Raw genomic sequence first — 17636 nt, 5'->3', positions numbered from 1 at the left:
AATGGCGGGTTTGCTCACGGAAACTACCTCAATCAATGGTTTTGCCCAGTATCTCACAGGGCAGATAAAGCCCAAAAACAAAAGGGGCGGCCGAAGCCACCCCTTTCATGTGTGCATTTAAAGTATCGATTAAGCGATAACTTTAGCTACAACACCAGCACCTACGGTACGGCCACCTTCACGGATAGCGAAACGCAGGCCGTCGTCCATCGCGATCGGCGCAATCAGGGTAACAACCATCTTGATGTTGTCGCCCGGCATTACCATCTCTACGCCTTCCGGCAGTTCGATGGTACCGGTCACGTCGGTAGTACGGAAGTAGAACTGCGGACGGTAGCCTTTGAAGAACGGGGTATGACGACCACCTTCTTCTTTGGACAGTACGTACACTTCAGATTCAAACTTGGTGTGCGGCTTGATGGTGCCCGGCTTGGCCAGTACCTGACCACGCTCTACGTCTTCACGCTTCACGCCACGCAGCAGTGCACCGATGTTCTCGCCTGCACGACCTTCGTCCAGCAGTTTGCGGAACATTTCAACGCCGGTACAGGTGGTCTTGGTGGTATCTTTGATACCAACGATTTCCACTTCTTCACCAACTTTAACGATACCACGCTCTACACGACCGGTTACTACGGTACCACGGCCAGCGATGGAGAATACGTCTTCGATCGGCATCAGGAACGGCAGGTCGATTGCACGCTCCGGCTCCGGAATGTAGCTGTCCAGATGGCCAGCCAGTTCCAGGATCTTCTCTTCCCACTGAGCTTCGCCTTCCAGCGCTTTCAGTGCGGAACCACGGACTACCGGCAGGTCATCACCCGGGAAGTCGTACTCGGACAGCAGTTCGCGAACTTCCATCTCGACCAGTTCCAGCAGCTCTTCGTCATCTACCATGTCACACTTGTTCATGAACACGATGATGTACGGAACGCCTACCTGACGACCCAGCAGGATGTGCTCACGAGTCTGCGGCATCGGGCCGTCAGTCGCTGCTACTACCAGGATCGCGCCGTCCATCTGGGCAGCACCGGTGATCATGTTTTTAACGTAGTCGGCGTGACCCGGGCAGTCTACGTGCGCGTAGTGACGGGTAGCGGTGTCGTATTCTACGTGGGAGGTGTTGATGGTGATACCACGCTCACGCTCTTCCGGTGCCTTGTCGATCTGGTCGAAGGCGAAAGCTTTACCACCGAAGTGCTTGGCCAGCACGTTGGTGATAGCTGCAGTCAGGGTGGTTTTACCGTGGTCAACGTGGCCGATGGTGCCGACGTTAACGTGCGGTTTATTACGCTCAAATTTTTCTTTAGACACGACGTAGTCCTTCTAGGTTAAACCCGCCTACCGTCGTAGGCGGGGAATCTTAAATTACTTGGATTTGCGCTCTTCGATCACGGCTTGTGCAACGTTGGTCGGTGCATCGTGATACTTGGCGAATTCCATGGCGTAGGAAGCACGACCCTGGGTAGCGGAACGCAGTGCAGTTGCATAACCGAACATTTCGGCCAGCGGCACCAGAGCACGTACGATCTTGCCGGACGGGCCATCTTCCATACCTTCGATCAGGCCACGACGACGGTTCAGGTCACCGATAACGTCGCCCATGTAATCTTCCGGAGTTTCAACTTCTACTTTCATGATCGGTTCCAGCAGAACCGGGTTGGCTTTCATGAAGCCAGCCTTAAAGGCCATGGAAGCAGCGATTTTGAACGCCAGTTCGGAAGAGTCGACATCGTGGTAGGAACCGAAGTGCAGACGCACACCCAGATCCATAACCGGGTAACCAGCCAGCGGGCCAGATTTGAGCTGCTCGCGGATACCTTTATCAACACCCGGGATGAATTCACCAGGAATGACGCCGCCTTTGATGTCGTTGACGAATTCGTAGGCTTTGCCTTCTTCCAGCGGGTACATGTCGATCACAACGTGACCGTACTGACCGCGACCACCAGACTGCTTGGCATGTTTGCCTTCGATGTCTTTAACGGCGGTACGAATGGTTTCACGGTAGGCAACCTGCGGCTTACCTACGTTCGCTTCTACCTTGAACTCGCGACGCATACGGTCAACGATGATGTCCAGGTGCAGCTCACCCATACCGGCGATGATGGTTTGACCTGACTCTTCGTCAGTCCATACGCGGAAGGACGGATCTTCCTGAGCCAGACGGCCCAGAGCCAGACCCATCTTCTCCTGGTCAGCCTTGGTTTTCGGCTCAACCGCGATAGAAATTACCGGCTCCGGGAATTCCATACGCTCGAGGATGATCGGTGCGTTCGGGTCACACAGGGTGTCACCAGTAGTCACGTCTTTCAGACCGATAGCAGCAGCGATGTCACCAGCGCGTACTTCTTTGATCTCTTCACGCTTGTTGGCATGCATCTGAACGATACGACCAAAACGCTCGCGCTTGTCCTTGACGGAGTTCAGCACGGTGTCACCGGAGTTGATCACGCCAGAGTAGACACGGAAGAAGGTCAGGTTACCAACGAACGGGTCGGTAGCGATCTTGAACGCCAGAGCAGAGAACGGCTCGTCATCGGAAGCGTGACGCTCGTCTTTGGTCTCGCCGTCCATTTTCAGGCCGTCGATAGCAGCAACGTCAGTCGGCGCCGGCAGATACTCGATCACGGCATCCAGCATTGCCTGTACGCCCTTGTTCTTGAATGCGGAGCCACAGGTTACCAGGATGATCTCGTTGTTCAGCACACGCTGACGCAGAGCACCTTTGATCTCTTCCTCGGTCAGCTCTTCGCCGCCCAGGTATTTTTCCATCAGGTCTTCAGACGCTTCAGCAGCGGCTTCAACCAGATTCATGCGCATTTCTTGCGCCTGTTCCAGCAGCTCGGCCGGGACGTCTTCGTAATCGAAGGATACGCCCTGATCAGCTTCATTCCAGTTGATGGCTTTCATCTTGACCAGGTCAACAACGCCCTTGAAGTTCTCTTCAGAGCCGATGTTCAGCTGAAGGGGAACCGGAACGCCTTTCAGACGGGTCTTGATGTGCTCAACGCAGCGCAGGAAGTTGGCACCGGTACGGTCCATCTTGTTGACGAACGCGATACGGGGAACCTTGTACTTGTTAGCCTGACGCCATACGGTTTCAGACTGTGGCTGTACGCCACCTACGGCACAGTACACCATCACGGCACCGTCCAGAACACGCATTGAACGCTCTACTTCGATAGTAAAGTCAACGTGGCCGGGGGTATCGATGATGTTGATACGGTGCGGTTGGAACTGTTTACCCATACCGGACCAGAAAGCGGTGGTCGCGGCGGAGGTGATGGTGATACCACGCTCTTGTTCCTGTTCCATCCAGTCCATGGTGGCAGCGCCATCGTGAACTTCACCGATCTTGTGACTTACACCGGTGTAAAACAGTACACGCTCGGTAGTAGTAGTCTTACCGGCGTCAATGTGAGCGGAGATACCGATATTACGATAACGCTCAATGGGGGTTGTACGAGCCATTGTCATCCTCTTACTAAGGCGCTTGTCCCTAGATAATTAAAGGTGCGCAGAGCCAAAAGACCCTGCGCAAGCGGATTACCAGCGGAAGTGAGCGAAGGCTTTGTTCGCTTCAGCCATACGGTGAACGTCTTCACGTTTCTTGACAGACGAACCCTTATTGTCAGCGGCATCCAGCAGCTCGCCAGCCAGACGCTGAGCCATTGATTTTTCACCACGTTTACGAGCGGCATCAACCAACCAGCGCATTGCCAGAGCATTGCGACGTACCGGACGAACTTCTACCGGCACCTGATAGGTTGCACCACCGACGCGACGAGATTTAACCTCGACCGCCGGACGAATGTTATCCAGAGCTTCTTCGAATACGGCCAGGTGCTCTTTGCCAGATTTGGTGGCAATGATGTCCAGGGCGCCATAAACAATGGCTTCTGCAACAGATTTCTTACCGTCAACCATTACTACGTTGACAAATTTAGCCAGCAGCTCTGATCCGAACTTGGGATCTGGCAGGATTTTACGCTGACCAACAACACGACGTCTTGGCATTTCAAATTCTCCGTAACTTCAGGGATTACCCAAAACTAGAAAGCTATCTAACTAGAAACGAATTAACGTTTGGCCTTACTTAACGGAGAACCATTAAGCTTTAGGACGCTTCACGCCATACTTGGAGCGAGCCTGCTTACGGTCTTTAACACCGGCACAGTCCAACGCACCACGAACGGTGTGATAACGAACACCTGGCAAGTCTTTTACACGACCGCCACGGATCAGAACAACAGAGTGCTCTTGCAGGTTGTGACCTTCACCACCGATGTAGGAGGTGACTTCGAAGCCGTTGGTCAGACGTACACGGCACACTTTACGCAATGCAGAGTTAGGCTTCTTCGGGGTGGTGGTATATACACGAGTGCATACGCCACGCTTCTGAGGGCACGCTTCCAACGCCGGCACGTTGCTTTTCACAACGAGCTTGATGCGTGGCTTGCGAACCAACTGGTTAATAGTTGCCATCAAAAGGCTCCTGATAATGACTTCATAAACGTGTGGAAAATCCTCCCCGCATATACGGGGACGCGAAATTTTATGCCCTGTTGTCTGGGGAGTCAAGATTTATACAGTTTGTGGCATAGAAGGGCAAATCGGATCCGCATGGATTTTTCATAATTCTTTGAATTAACGTAAAAATATGGCAATCAGCCAGCCCAGGTTCTGGGGGAGCCTTTTTGTGCAATCAGCTCGACCAGACCGGCCATATCCAGTAAATCGCCCACTTGATGACGCAAACCTCGCGCCAGCAGATCTTCTGTCATAACGTGTAGCGGGATCCCGGCCAGCTGTTCGCACCACTGGGGCGCACAGGCCGCAATGACGGCATCCTGCATCAGCACCAGCTCATCGCCAACTTGCAGGTATGAGAGCGCCTGAGCCAGTGCCTGGCTCTGGAAAGGGGAATTCAAGATCAGATGCAACATGGGGACCTCAGAAGCTGATGTGCGTCGCGCATTGTGACCACTGGCTGGCCATCTCTGCCCGCGACAGGATTTCGACCGGCATCAGCAGATCCTCGACCGTCACGCCGCGCTCGGCCAGCGAGTCGGCACAGACGTACACCTCCTCGATGTCATAGAGTTCGAGCATCTTGAAGGTTGGCGCATAGTGGCGCTGCAAGATGGCCTGCGGCTGTTGTTCTTTAAGCAGTTGCAACACGCCGTCACCAATCAGGAAGAGTGCCAGCTCATCGGTCATGGCCGAGGTGGCCAGCAGGGCATCCAGCCCCTCCCGACCGGCAGCGTGGCCATGGGGGCCACGACTGCAAATAAATGCGATTTTCTTGTTCATGGTCACTCCCTAGAACTGAACCAGCCGATCGGCGGTCAGGGCAGCTTCGGCCAGCTGGCCAAGCCCGCTCAGGCAAAATGGCGCTTGCAGATTGAAGTTAGCCTGCCCTGCCCCCTTGGCCTCCTGCTCATCGACCACCCCGCGTCGCATGGCGGCAGCGACACAGACATCGATGCGGATCCCCTGCTCCTCTGCCAGCTCTCGCCACAGACGTACCAGGTCGGTCTCATCGGAAGCGGGAAGATGCAGGCCGTTGCCGTTGCAGACCCCATCCTGATAGAAGAAGAGGTGAGAGAGGGTATGACCCTGAGCCAACAGGCTGCGGGCAAAGCGGTAGGCGGTGCTGGCGGACTGGGTGCCATAGGCAGGCCCGGTCACCAGCAGGGCAAAACTCAGACTCATAACAAGGCTCCTGTACTGATGCCTGTCCATTTTACGCCAAAAACAAAAAAGCCCCTGCCATGAGGGGCTTTTTAGCAGTTGGCGATCAGAGGTGGGCGATGGCCTCAACCTCGACCAGCACATCTTTCGGCAGACGGGCCACTTCCACGCAGGAGCGGGCCGGTGCGGCATCACCGAAGTAACGGGCATAGACCTGATTGAAGGCTACGAAGTCGTTCATGTCACTCAGGAAGCAGGTGGTTTTCACTACCTTGCCAGCATCGGCACCGGCAGCCTGCAATACGGCGATCAGGTTCTTCATGACCTGCTCGGCCTGAGCTTCGATGCCACCGGCAACGATCTCCATGGTGGCAGGATCAAGCGGGATCTGCCCGGAGGTGAAGATCATCTCGCCTACCTTGGTCGCCTGAACATAAGGACCAATGGCGGCAGGCGCCTTGTCGGTTGCAATCACTTCTTTAGCCATTCATCTATCCCCTTATGGAATTGAGTTACTCGTTTTCGTCTTCACCCTGCTTGCGCTGTCGGATGTAGAGATAAACGGTATGTTTCGAAATATTGAGTTTGTCCGCCACCATGTTGATGGAGTCCTTGATGTCAAAAAATACCCTTCTCGAACAATTGAGTGACGATGAAGCGGTTTTTGGCATTGTTGGCCACAGTAGGATCGCGGTTGATCTCGTCGATGGTATTGTCCACGGTCTGGGCAACAAGCTCTTCGACGCTGTTGGCAAAGGTCTCTGGTGACTGGCGCGCCGCCTGCTGGGGCGTCGGGAAAAATTCGGCCACGAACTCGTGGAAAGGTGCATTGATATGCAGGTTGATGCAGATAAGACCGATCACCTGGCGTTCACTGTTCCTGATGGCGATGGTGCTCGACTTCATCAGGGCGCCGGTGCGGCTGCGAGCAAAATAGCTCTGGGTGTAATCCTGGCCGGTGCTCTCGATGTCCTTGAGCATCCGCAGTGCCAGATCGGTGATGGGCGCCCCGAGGGTACGTCCGGTGTTAAAGCCGTTGGCGATCTTGATCACTGACTCGTGCAGATTTTCCAGGGAGTGGAGCACCACTTCACAATGCTTGCCGAACAATTCGGCCAAGCCGTCGATGAGCCCATCGTATGAGCGCAACAATTCCCTGTCTTCATCTGTAAAAGTGCGGCTGATCAGCTGTTCTTCGGGAAGCATGGCTTCCTCGATACCGACAGTCATGTTCTACCCCTGTAATAACCATTCAACTTTGCCGAGTGTCAAATCGCAGGAGAGCAAAGTCAACTTTTTTTGATTTTTTACTCTACAACTTTGCTCTGGATCATCCTGAAACCCGCGTGGCGTCAGCCTTTGCCGATCAAATGGCCAACAAAAAGGGCTCCTTGAAGGAGCCCTTTTTAATCACGGTTGACGAGTTACTCTTCGTCGAAGCTACCGGCAGCGTTCAGCAGATCCGCCAGGTTCTGCTCAGCTTCATCTGCGGTCACCTGCGGGGTGCCAACAGCACGAGCTGCAGCAGCACGCTGGTTGATCCGGCTGTGGTGGTAGGCAAAGCCGGTACCAGCCGGGATCAGACGACCCACAATGACGTTCTCTTTCAGGCCACGCAGTTCGTCACGCTTGCCACCAACGGCGGCTTCGGTCAGAACGCGAGTGGTTTCCTGGAAGGAAGCCGCGGAGATGAAGGACTCGGTGCTCAGAGATGCCTTGGTAATACCCATCAGAACATGACGGTAGGTCGCAGGGGTCTTGCCCTCGGCAACCAGCTTACGGTTGGCAATCTTCACGCGAGCCACTTCAACCTGTTCGCCTTCGATCAGGTCGGTGTCGCCAGCAGTCAGGATCTCGCACTTGCGCAGCATCTGACGAACGATGACTTCGATGTGCTTGTCGTTGATCTTAACGCCTTGCAGACGGTAAACGTCCTGCACTTCGTTGGCGATGTAGTTGGCGACCGGGCTGATACCGCGCAGACGCAGGATATCGTGAGCAGACTCAGGACCATCCGCCAGCACTTCACCCTTCTCAACTTTTTCACCTTCGAACACGTTCAGGTTACGCCACTTCGGAATCATCTCCTCGTAGACGTTGCCACCATCGGTCGGGGTGATGACCAGACGGCGCTTGCCTTTGGTCTCTTTCCCGAAGGAGATGGTACCGGAGATCTCGGCCAGAATAGCCGGTTCCTTCGGTTGACGTGCTTCGAACAGATCCGCAACGCGCGGCAGACCACCGGTGATGTCCTTGGTACCGCCGGACTCTTGCGGGATACGCGCTACCGCGTCACCCACGCCCACGTTGGCACCATCTTCCAGGTTCACGATCGCCTTGCCCGGCAGGAAGTACTGGGCGGCTACATCGGTACCCGGGATCATCACGTCGTTGCCGTTCAGGTCGACCAGTTTAACGGTCGGACGCATCTCTTTACCGGCGCTCGGACGCTCGTTGACGTCCAGCACGACGATAGAGGAGAGACCGGTCAGCTCGTCGGTCTGACGAGTGATGGTCACGCCATCGATCATGTGTTCGAAGTGCAGACGACCTGCCACTTCAGTGATGATCGGGTGAGTGTGCGGATCCCAGTTAGCAACGGTTTCGCCGGCGTTCACTGCCTGGCCGTCCTTCACTTCCAGCACGGAACCGTAAGGCAGCTTGTGGCTTTCCTTGGTACGGCCCATGTCGTCCATGATGGTCAGTTCGGTAGAACGGGAGGTGATAACCAGTTTGTCATCGCTGTTGTGAACGAACTTGGCGTTCTGCAGCTTGATGCTACCGGTGTTCTTCACCTGGATGCTGCTCTCTGCTGCGGCACGAGATGCGGCACCACCGATGTGGAACGTACGCATTGTCAGCTGGGTACCCGGCTCACCGATGGACTGGGCGGCGATAACACCGACAGCCTCACCCTTGTTCACCAGGTGACCACGGGCCAGGTCACGGCCGTAGCAGTGAGCACAGTTACCGAAGTCAGTTTCACAGGTGATGGCAGAACGTACCTTCACACGGTCAACGGAGTTGCGTTCCAGCAGGTCACACAGCTGCTCGTCGAGCAGGGTGTTGCGAGCAACCAGGATCTCGTCCTCGGTACCCGGCTTGATGACATCTTCTGCCACCACACGACCCAGCACACGCTCACGCAGCGGCTCGACCACGTCGCCACCTTCGATCAGCGGAGTCATCCACAGACCTTCGGTAGTGCCGCAATCGTCCTCGGTGATCACCATGTCCTGCGCCACGTCTACCAGACGACGAGTCAGGTAACCGGAGTTCGCAGTCTTCAGTGCAGTATCCGCCAGACCCTTACGAGCACCGTGGGTAGAGATAAAGTACTGCAGTACGTTCAGACCTTCGCGGAAGTTCGCGATGATCGGGGTCTCGATGATGGAGCCATCCGGCTTGGCCATCAGGCCACGCATACCGGCCAGCTGACGGATCTGGGCAGCGGAACCCCGCGCACCAGAGTCGGCCATCATAAAGATGCTGTTGAACGATGCCTGCTCTTCTTCATCACCCAGCGAGTTGACGTTACGCTCTTTGGACAAGTTCTCCATCATGGCCTTGGAGACGCGCTCGTTGGCGCTGGCCCAGATATCGATAACCTTGTTGTAACGTTCGCCCGCAGTTACCAGACCGGACAGGAACTGGCCTGGATCTCGGCAACTTCGGCTTCGGCAGAAGCAATGATGTCTTTTTTGGCATCCGGGATGACCATGTCATCGATACCAACGGAAGCACCGGACAGCGCCGCGTAGTGGAAACCGGTATACATCAGCTGGTCAGCGAAGATAACGGTGTCCTTCAGCCCCTGCTTGCGATAGCAGGTGTTCAGCAGACGGGAGATGAGCTTTTTGCCCAGCGCCTTGTTGGATACGGATTTGATCCAGTTCTGCGGATTGGCGTCCAGATCGGCCTGCTCGGCAGCAGTCAGCACCTTCGGCTCGTCGATCAGGGCGTATTCCATGCCTTTCGGCAGGATCAGGCTCAGAATCGCACGACCAACGGTGGTGTTCTTCATCTCGGTCTTGGCAACCAGTTCACCGGCTTCGTTCTTCACGTACTCGGTGATACGGCACTTGACGCGAGCATGCAGGTCGGCCAGACCGGCACGGTACACTTTCTCGGCCTCTTTCGGGCCGGACAGCACCATACCTTCACCCTTCGCATTGATGCGGGCGCGGGTCATGTAGTACAGACCCAAGACCACGTCCTGAGAAGGAACGATGATCGGCTCACCGGATGCAGGCGACAGGATGTTGTTGGTAGACATCATCAGCGCACGCGCTTCCAGCTGGGCTTCCAGGGTCAGCGGTACGTGAACAGCCATCTGGTCACCATCGAAGTCCGCGTTATACGCAGCACAAACGAGCGGGTGCAGCTGGATTGCCTTGCCTTCGACCAGAGTCGGTTCGAATGCCTGGATACCCAGACGGTGCAGAGTCGGTGCACGGTTCAGCAGAACCGGGTGCTCGCGGATAACTTCGTCCAGGATATCCCAAACGACAGCTTCTTCGCGCTCCACCATCTTCTTGGCGGCCTTGATAGTGGTCGCCAGACCACGGGTTTCCAGCTTGCCATAGATGAACGGCTTGAACAGTTCCAGAGCCATCTTCTTCGGCAGACCGCACTGATGCAGACGCAGAGTCGGGCCTACGGTGATAACGGAACGACCGGAGTAGTCGACACGCTTACCGAGCAGGTTCTGACGGAAACGACCCTGCTTACCCTTGATCATGTCGGCCAGGGATTTCAGCGGGCGCTTGTTGGAACCGGTGATGGCACGACCGCGACGGCCGTTATCCAGCAGCGCATCGACGGACTCTTGCAGCATGCGCTTTTCGTTGCGCACGATGATGTCCGGAGCAGCCAGATCCAGCAGACGCTTCAAGCGGTTGTTACGGTTGATCACGCGACGGTACAGATCGTTCAGATCGGAAGTCGCGAAACGGCCACCGTCCAGCGGTACCAGCGGACGCAGGTCCGGCGGCAGCACAGGCAGCACTGTCATGATCATCCACTCCGGCTTGTTGCCGGACTGCAGGAAAGCTTCCATCAGCTTCAGACGCTTGGTGGTCTTCTTGCGCTTGGTCTCGGAGTTGGTCTGATCCAGCTCCTCACGCATCGCTTTGACTTCACCTTCCAGATCGATGGCGCGCAGCAATGCCAAGATTGCTTCGGCACCCATCTTGGCGTCAAATTCGTCGCCCCACTCTTCCAGCGCATCCAGGTACTGCTCTTCAGAGAGCATCTGGCTGCGTTCGAGGTTGGTCATGCCCGGCTCGATTACTACGAAAGATTCGAAGTAGAGCACGCGCTCGATGTCGCGCAGGGTCATGTCCAGCAGCAGACCGATACGGGACGGCAGGGACTTCAGGAACCAGATGTGGGCAGTCGGGCTGGCCAGCTCGATGTGGCCCATACGCTCACGACGGACCTTGGTCTGGGTCACTTCAACGCCGCACTTCTCACAGATCACACCACGGTGTTTCAGGCGCTTGTACTTGCCGCACAGACACTCGTAGTCCTTCACCGGTCCGAAGATACGGGCGCAGAACAGACCATCACGCTCCGGCTTGAAAGTCCGGTAGTTGATGGTCTCAGGCTTTTTGACCTCACCGAATGACCAGGAGCGGATCATGTCAGGAGAGGCCAGACCGATCTTGATACTGTCAAACTCTTCGGTCTTGGTCTGAGCCTTCAAAAACTTGAGTAAGTCTTTCACGTGTTTCCCCTGTCAGGAGTCTAACCTCGGCGCCCCTCTCGGGGCGCCCACGTCAATTCTCGAACAATAAGAGCGAGCTCTTACTCTTCGTCCAGCTCGATGTTGATACCCAGAGAGCGGATTTCCTTCAGCAATACGTTGAAGGATTCGGGCATGCCCGGCTCCATACGGTGGTCGCCATCCACGATGTTCTTGTACATCTTGGTACGGCCATTCACATCGTCAGACTTGACGGTCAGCATCTCCTGCAGGGTATATGCCGCACCGTAAGCCTCCAGGGCCCACACTTCCATCTCACCGAAACGCTGACCACCGAACTGAGCCTTACCACCCAGCGGCTGCTGGGTAACCAGGCTGTAAGAACCGGTAGAACGCGCGTGCATCTTGTCGTCGACCAGGTGGTTCAGCTTGAGCATGTACATGTAACCAACGGTTACTTTACGCTCGAAGCGGTTACCGGTACGGCCGTCGAACAGATCAATCTGACCGGACTCCGGCAGATCGGCCAGCTTCAGCAGGGCTTTGATTTCGCGCTCTTTGGCACCATCAAAGACCGGAGTAGCAACCGGCAGACCCTTACGCAGGTTACCCACCAGGGTACGTACGTCGTCGTCAGACAGTTCGGCGATGTTCACTTGCTGGGTGTCCTTCTCGCCCAGGTCGTAGACCTGCTGCAGGAAGTTGCGCATCTCGTGCAGCTCGCGCTGCTCTTTGACCATGCGATCGATCTTCTCGCCGATACCCTTGGCCGCGAGGCCCAGGTGCACTTCGAGGATCTGACCGATGTTCATACGAGACGGTACGCCCAACGGGTTCAGTACGATGTCGACCGGACGGCCGAACTCGTCATGAGGCATATCCTCGACCGGACAGATCTTGGAGATAACACCCTTGTTACCGTGACGGCCCGCCATCTTGTCACCCGGCTGGATGCGACGCTTGACTGCCAGATAAACCTTGACGATTTTCAGTACGCCCGGCGCCAGATCATCACCCTGGATAATCTTGCGACGCTTGTTCTCGAACTTCTTGTCGAACTCGGCTTTCAGCTCAACGTGCTGTTCAGCGATCTGCTCCAGTTCGGTCTGCTTGGCTTCATCTTCGATGGCCAGTTCAAACCACTTGGAACGCTCCAGCTTGTTCAGACGATCTTCGCTGTAACCGGCGGCCAGCAGCAGGTTGCGGGAGCGGCCGAAAATGCCGTCTTCCAGGATCTTGAACTCTTCGGTCAAGTCCTTCTTCGCTTCCTTCAGCTGCATCTCTTCGATTTCTTTGGCGCGCTTGTCTTTTTCCACGCCATCGCGGGTAAAGACTTGCACGTCAACCACGGTGCCGTACACACCGTTCGGTACACGCAGGGAAGAGTCCTTCACGTCGGACGCCTTCTCACCGAAGATGGCGCGCAGCAGCTTCTCTTCCGGCGTCAGCTGGGTTTCACCTTTCGGCGTTACCTTACCAACCAGAATGTCGCCGCCCTTCACTTCGGCACCCACGTAGACGATACCGGACTCGTCCAGCTTGGACAGAGCGGCTTCACCCACGTTCGGGATGTCAGCAGTGATCTCTTCCGGACCCAGCTTGGTGTCACGGGAGATACAGGCCAGTTCCTGGATATGGATGGTGGTCAGGCGATCTTCCTGAACAACACGCTCGTTCACCAGGATCGAGTCTTCGAAGTTGTAACCGTTCCACGGCATGAACGCGACGCGCATGTTCTGACCCAGAGCCAGTTCACCCAGATCGGTGGACGGGCCGTCAGCCAGTACGTCGCCAGCCATGACCGGCTCACCCAACATCACGCAAGGACGCTGGTTGATACAGGTGTTCTGGTTGGAACGGGTGTATTTGGTCAGGTTGTAGATGTCGATACCGGCTTCGCCTGGCATCAGCTCATCTTCATTTACCTTGATAACGATACGGGAGGCATCGACGTAGTCGATCATGCCGCCACGCTTGGCAACTACGGTTACACCGGAGTCAACGGCCACAGCGCGTTCCATACCGGTACCTACCAGCGGCTTGTCAGCACGCAGGGTCGGTACAGCCTGACGTTGCATGTTTGAACCCATCAATGCGCGGTTCGCGTCATCGTGTTCCAGGAACGGGATCAGGGCCGCTGCCACAGATACGATCTGCTGCGGGCTCACGTCCATATACTGGATCTGGTCGGCGTTCATAAAGGTGGATTCACCTTTGTGACGGCACGGGATCAATTCATCTTTCAGACGGCCATCTTCGGTGGTCGCGGCGTTAGCCTGTGCGATCACGTACTTGCCTTCTTCAATAGCAGACAGGTAGTCCACTTCGTCGGTGATCACACCGTCAATGACCTTGCGGTACGGAGTCTCGAGGAAACCGTACTCGTTGGTACGAGAGTACACGGACAGGGAGTTGATCAGACCGATGTTCGGACCTTCAGGAGTCTCGATCGGGCACAGACGACCATAGTGGGTCGGGTGTACGTCTCGGACTTCAAAGCCGGCACGCTCACGAGTCAAACCGCCCGGGCCCAGCGCAGAGATACGGCGCTTGTGGGTTACTTCGGACAGCGGGTTGTTCTGGTCCATAAACTGGGACAGCTGGCTGGAACCAAAGAACTCTTTGACTGCGGCGGAGATCGGCTTGGCGTTGATCAGATCCTGCGGCATCAGGGTGTCCAGGTCGCCCAGGGAGAGACGCTCCTTGACCGCACGCTCGACACGCACCAGACCGACGCGGAACTGGTTTTCAGCCATTTCACCGACAGAACGGATACGACGGTTACCCAGGTGGTCGATATCGTCCACTTCGTCGTTACCGTTACGGATGTCGATCAGGCGCTTCATTACATCGACGATATCGTCTTTGGTCAGTACGCCAGCGCCAGTCTCGTCTTCACGACCCAGACGGCGGTTGAACTTCATCCGACCTACGGTAGACAGGTCGTAACGTTCGGCAGAGAAGAACAGGTTTTCGAACAGCTGCTCTGCTGCTTCACGTGTCGGCGGCTCGCCCGGACGCATCATGCGGTAGATTTCTACCAGCGCTTCCAGACGGTTGGTGCTGGAATCGACGCGCAGGGTCTCGGACATGTAAGCACCGTGGTCCAGTTCGTTGGTGAACAGAACCTCGAAATGCTTGAAGCCGGCCTGGGACAGGTTGGCAATCGCTTCCAGACTCAGAGCCTGGTTGGCTGCCACTACCAGTTCGCCAGTTTGCGGATGTGCGTAGTCCTTGGCAGCAACTTTGCCAACAACATACTCAACCGGTACCTCAATCTGGGTAACGGCATCTTTTTCCAGCTGACGGATGTGACGGGCAGTCACACGACGACCGGTTTCAACAACCACGGCACCATTGGCCACGATGTCGAAGGTCGCAGTTTCGCCACGCAGGCGCTCCGGCACCAGATCCATCATCAACTTGCCATCTTTGACCTCGAAACCGATGGTTTCGAAGAAGGTGGCCAGGATCTCTTCGGAAGTGAAGTCCAGGGCGCGCAGAATGATGGATGCCGGCAGTTTGCGACGACGGTCGATACGGACAAACAGGTTGTCTTTCGCATCGAACTCGAAGTCCAGCCAGGAGCCACGGTAGGGGATAACGCGAGCGTTATACAACACCTTACCGGATGAATGTGTTTTGCCTTTATCGTGGTCGAAGAAGACGCCCGGGCTGCGGTGCAGCTGGGAAACGATAACCCGCTCGGTACCATTGATAACAAAGGTGCCGTTCTCGGTCATGAGCGGAATTTCGCCCATGTATACTTCTTGTTCCTTGATGTCTTTGACGGTGCCGGCAGCTGCTTCACGGTCGTACAGAACCATACGAAGCTTGACACGCAGCGGCGCGGAGTAGGTCACTCCACGGATCTGGCATTCTTTTACGTCAAATACCGGCTCACCCAGGCGATAGCTGACATACTGAAGCTCAGCACTACCGGAGTAACTGGTGATCGGGAAAACGCTACGGAAAGCGGCCTCTAGGCCATATTCACCTTCCGGGTCAGCCTCGATGAACTGCTTGAAGGAGTCCAGCTGAATGGACAACAGATAAGGCGTGTCCAGTACCTGGTCTCGCTTACCGAAGTCCTTACGAATGCGTTTTTTTTCGGTATAAGAGTAAACCATAGGGTTCCTCAGCTCGCTGATAAGTGACCCACTCTGTCCCGCGGGACAGCTCTGTCTCAACACCGTTTTGTGTTGGCCCGGACGAAAGAAGACAGTCCGGATTGCTGGTGCACCGAGAGTCGTAAACGGTGTGAAATGCTCTCAGTCTACAGCGCAAAAAGGCTGGTGAACAAAAATTCACCAGCCCTAGCCTGTTTTATCAGGCTAATCTACATAAATGCAGATTATTTGATCTCAACAGAAGCACCGGCAGCTTCCAGCTCTTTCTTCAGAGCTTCAGCTTCGTCTTTGGAGACGGCTTCTTTCAGGTTAGCCGGAGCAGCTTCTACCAGATCTTTGGCTTCTTTCAGGCCCAGACCGGTAGCGCCACGAACGGCTTTGATAACGGCAACTTTGTTAGCACCGGCAGCAGTCAGAACTACGTCGAACTCGGTCTTCTCTTCTACTGCTTCAGCAGCAGCCGGGCCAGCCATTACGGCAGCAGCGGCAGAAACACCGAACTTCTCTTCCATAGCTTCGATCAGCTCAACAACTTCCATTACGGACATGGAAGCAACGGCTTCGATGATTTGGTCTTTAGTGATAGACATGACAAAAATTCCTGATGTTGAATAAACTCAAACAGCCTAGATAGGCGAGAATCAAGCAGCAGCTTGTTTCTGGTCGCGAACAGCAGCGATAGTACGAACCAGCTTGCCAGCAGAGGCTTCCTTCATGGTAGCCATCAACTTCGCAATTGCTTCTTCGTAAGTCGGCAGCGTGGCCAGACGATCAATTTGTGCTGCGGCGATAAACTCACCGTTAAAAGCGCCAGCCTTGATTTCGAACTTTTGGTTCGCTTTGGCAAACTCTTTGAACAGACGAGCAGCAGCGCCCGGGTGTTCGTTAGAGAAAGCAATCAAGGTAGGACCGGTAAATGCGTCGTTCAGGCACTCGTATTCGGTACCTTCTACCGCGCGACGCAGCAGGGTGTTACGCACAACGCGCATGTACACACCGGCTTCACGAGCGGTTTTACGCAGGACGGTCATCTTGTCTACAGTTACACCGCGAGAATCGGCAACAACTGCAGAAAGAGCGCCTTTGGCAGCTTCGTTGACTTCAGCAACAATTGCCTTTTTGTCTTCGAGTCCCAATGCCATTGGCTTAACTCCTGGATTGAATCCGGGTCAAATGACCCAGTACTGACACATCCCCCCTACCTTTACAACAGAGGGGAACGATGCGGTAGCAGGATTCCAGAAGAGAAAGAATCTTTCTCGCTGGGTTTCCGGCACCGTCTACGCAGGAAACATTAAGGCTTTGCAGCCTCCTGCGGTCTTGGACGGAGGTCGAAACCCCCAACCAATCAAGGCGCAAAATTATAGATTAAATTTTGCGCCTTGTAAAACCCATCAATTAGGCCTGAGCTTCCAGAGAAGCTTGGTCTACGGCAACACCGGCACCCATGGTGGTGGAGATGCTGACTTTCTTGATGAATTGACCTTTGGCGGAAGAGGGCTTGCCTTTTTTCAGGGCAACCAGCAGAGCTTCCAAGTTTTCTTTCAGCTGAACTTCGTTGAAAGAAACCTTACCCAGAGTGGTATGGATGATACCATTCTTGTCGTTACGGTAACGAACCTGACCAGCTTTGGCGTTCTTGACGGCTTCGGCAACGTTCGGGGTTACAGTACCAACTTTCGGGTTCGGCATCAGACCGCGCGGGCCCAGGATTTGACCCAGTTGACCAACAACGCGCATGGCATCCGGGGATGCGATAACTACGTCGAAGTTCATCTCGCCTTTCTTAACCAGATCGGCCAGGTCATCCATACCTACCAGGTCAGCACCGGCAGCTTTGGCAGCTTCGGCGTTGGCACCTTGGGTAAATACGGCAACGCGAACGTCACGACCGGTACCGTGCGGCAGTACAGTTGCACCACGTACGTTCTGGTCAGATTTACGAGCGTCGATACCCAGGTTGACAGCAACGTCAACGCTTTCAACGAACTTGGCGGTAGCCAGTTCTTTCAGCAGGGCAATGGCTTCGTTGATGGAGTACTCTTTGGTACCGTCAACTTTTTCGCGAATAACGCGCATACGCTTGGACAGTTTAGCCATTG

At 55.3% G+C, this 17636-nt stretch carries 13 protein-coding genes and 2 pseudogenes (1 of these 15 running past the window's edge); all 15 read right to left on the bottom strand.

Translation table 11 applies throughout. From position 1 onward, the window contains the following. A protein-coding gene (gene gmhB, locus WE862_RS05525; RefSeq protein WP_042032114.1) for a D-glycero-beta-D-manno-heptose 1,7-bisphosphate 7-phosphatase crosses the window boundary here: on the bottom strand, positions 1 to 18 show its beginning. It extends 525 nt beyond the left edge of the window; 18 of the gene's 543 nt are visible here — the first part of the coding sequence; the start codon lies at positions 16 to 18; its stop codon lies off the left edge, out of view. 111 nt (positions 19 to 129) lie between these two features. Continuing rightward, the gene (gene tuf / locus WE862_RS05520; RefSeq protein WP_041209577.1) at positions 130 to 1314 is read right to left on the bottom strand and encodes an elongation factor Tu; all 1185 of its coding nucleotides are present in this window, start codon (positions 1312 to 1314) and stop codon (positions 130 to 132) included. A gap of 54 nt (positions 1315 to 1368) precedes the next feature. Then, positions 1369 to 3474, bottom strand: a complete 2106-nt coding sequence (fusA, locus tag WE862_RS05515; protein ID WP_042032003.1) for an elongation factor G — start codon at positions 3472 to 3474, stop codon at positions 1369 to 1371. Positions 3475 to 3549: 75 nt separating this feature from the next. Beyond that, positions 3550 to 4020 (bottom strand): 30S ribosomal protein S7, encoded by a 471-nt coding sequence (gene rpsG, locus WE862_RS05510; protein WP_005339911.1) that lies wholly within the window; start codon positions 4018 to 4020, stop codon positions 3550 to 3552. 93 nt (positions 4021 to 4113) lie between these two features. Further along, complete coding sequence (gene rpsL, locus WE862_RS05505; RefSeq protein WP_005306278.1) at positions 4114 to 4488, bottom strand: 30S ribosomal protein S12; 375 nt, start codon at positions 4486 to 4488, stop codon at positions 4114 to 4116. Positions 4489 to 4670: 182 nt separating this feature from the next. Next, the gene (gene tusB, locus WE862_RS05500) at positions 4671 to 4949 is read right to left on the bottom strand and encodes a sulfurtransferase complex subunit TusB (RefSeq protein WP_042032004.1); all 279 of its coding nucleotides are present in this window, start codon (positions 4947 to 4949) and stop codon (positions 4671 to 4673) included. A 7-nt stretch (positions 4950 to 4956) separates the two neighbouring features. Next, entirely contained in the window at positions 4957 to 5316 is a 360-nt protein-coding gene (gene tusC, locus WE862_RS05495; protein ID WP_042032005.1) for a sulfurtransferase complex subunit TusC, read from the bottom strand. A gap of 9 nt (positions 5317 to 5325) precedes the next feature. Next, entirely contained in the window at positions 5326 to 5718 is a 393-nt protein-coding gene (tusD, locus tag WE862_RS05490; protein WP_042032006.1) for a sulfurtransferase complex subunit TusD, read from the bottom strand. A gap of 85 nt (positions 5719 to 5803) precedes the next feature. After that, positions 5804 to 6184: a RidA family protein gene (locus WE862_RS05485; protein WP_033114966.1), complete on the bottom strand. Its 381-nt coding sequence runs from the start codon at positions 6182 to 6184 to the stop codon at positions 5804 to 5806. 25 nt (positions 6185 to 6209) lie between these two features. Beyond that, positions 6210 to 6927: pseudogene (locus tag WE862_RS05480) on the bottom strand (helix-turn-helix transcriptional regulator). Positions 6928 to 7121: 194 nt separating this feature from the next. After that, positions 7122 to 11425, bottom strand: a pseudogene (gene rpoC / locus WE862_RS05475) (DNA-directed RNA polymerase subunit beta'). Positions 11426 to 11505: 80 nt separating this feature from the next. Then, positions 11506 to 15534 carry a DNA-directed RNA polymerase subunit beta gene (gene rpoB, locus WE862_RS05470; protein WP_005341838.1) on the bottom strand — a complete coding sequence of 1343 codons (4029 nt, stop codon included), beginning with the start codon at positions 15532 to 15534 and terminating at the stop codon, positions 11506 to 11508. A gap of 224 nt (positions 15535 to 15758) precedes the next feature. Continuing rightward, on the bottom strand, positions 15759 to 16124 hold the full coding sequence (gene rplL / locus WE862_RS05465; protein WP_011707702.1) for a 50S ribosomal protein L7/L12: 366 nt from the start codon (positions 16122 to 16124) through the stop codon (positions 15759 to 15761). A 51-nt stretch (positions 16125 to 16175) separates the two neighbouring features. Continuing rightward, positions 16176 to 16676, bottom strand: a complete 501-nt coding sequence (gene rplJ / locus WE862_RS05460; protein ID WP_005339895.1) for a 50S ribosomal protein L10 — start codon at positions 16674 to 16676, stop codon at positions 16176 to 16178. A gap of 256 nt (positions 16677 to 16932) precedes the next feature. Beyond that, positions 16933 to 17634: a 50S ribosomal protein L1 gene (gene rplA, locus WE862_RS05455; RefSeq protein WP_005339888.1), complete on the bottom strand. Its 702-nt coding sequence runs from the start codon at positions 17632 to 17634 to the stop codon at positions 16933 to 16935. Positions 17635 to 17636 lie beyond the last annotated feature (2 nt).

It is taken from the genome of Aeromonas jandaei (assembly GCF_037890695.1).
GTDB classification, from domain to species: Bacteria; Pseudomonadota; Gammaproteobacteria; order Enterobacterales; family Aeromonadaceae; genus Aeromonas; species Aeromonas jandaei.
The sequence above is the reverse complement of the archived record's forward strand: the minus strand, read 5'-3'. Positions and strand labels throughout refer to the sequence as shown.

Coding starts and splice junctions, on each gene's coding strand:
- rplL (WP_011707702.1), bottom strand. CDS start 16,124: ATGTCTATCACTAAAGACCAAATCATCGAAGCCGTTGCTTCCATGTCC.
- tusC (WP_042032005.1), bottom strand. CDS start 5,316: ATGAACAAGAAAATCGCATTTATTTGCAGTCGTGGCCCCCATGGCCAC.
- fusA (WP_042032003.1), bottom strand. CDS start 3,474: ATGGCTCGTACAACCCCCATTGAGCGTTATCGTAATATCGGTATCTCC.
- rpsL (WP_005306278.1), bottom strand. CDS start 4,488: ATGGCAACTATTAACCAGTTGGTTCGCAAGCCACGCATCAAGCTCGTT.
- rpoB (WP_005341838.1), bottom strand. CDS start 15,534: ATGGTTTACTCTTATACCGAAAAAAAACGCATTCGTAAGGACTTCGGT.
- rplJ (WP_005339895.1), bottom strand. CDS start 16,676: ATGGCATTGGGACTCGAAGACAAAAAGGCAATTGTTGCTGAAGTCAAC.
- rpsG (WP_005339911.1), bottom strand. CDS start 4,020: ATGCCAAGACGTCGTGTTGTTGGTCAGCGTAAAATCCTGCCAGATCCC.
- tusB (WP_042032004.1), bottom strand. CDS start 4,949: ATGTTGCATCTGATCTTGAATTCCCCTTTCCAGAGCCAGGCACTGGCT.
- WE862_RS05485 (WP_033114966.1), bottom strand. CDS start 6,184: ATGGCTAAAGAAGTGATTGCAACCGACAAGGCGCCTGCCGCCATTGGT.
- rplA (WP_005339888.1), bottom strand. CDS start 17,634: ATGGCTAAACTGTCCAAGCGTATGCGCGTTATTCGCGAAAAAGTTGAC.
- tusD (WP_042032006.1), bottom strand. CDS start 5,718: ATGAGTCTGAGTTTTGCCCTGCTGGTGACCGGGCCTGCCTATGGCACC.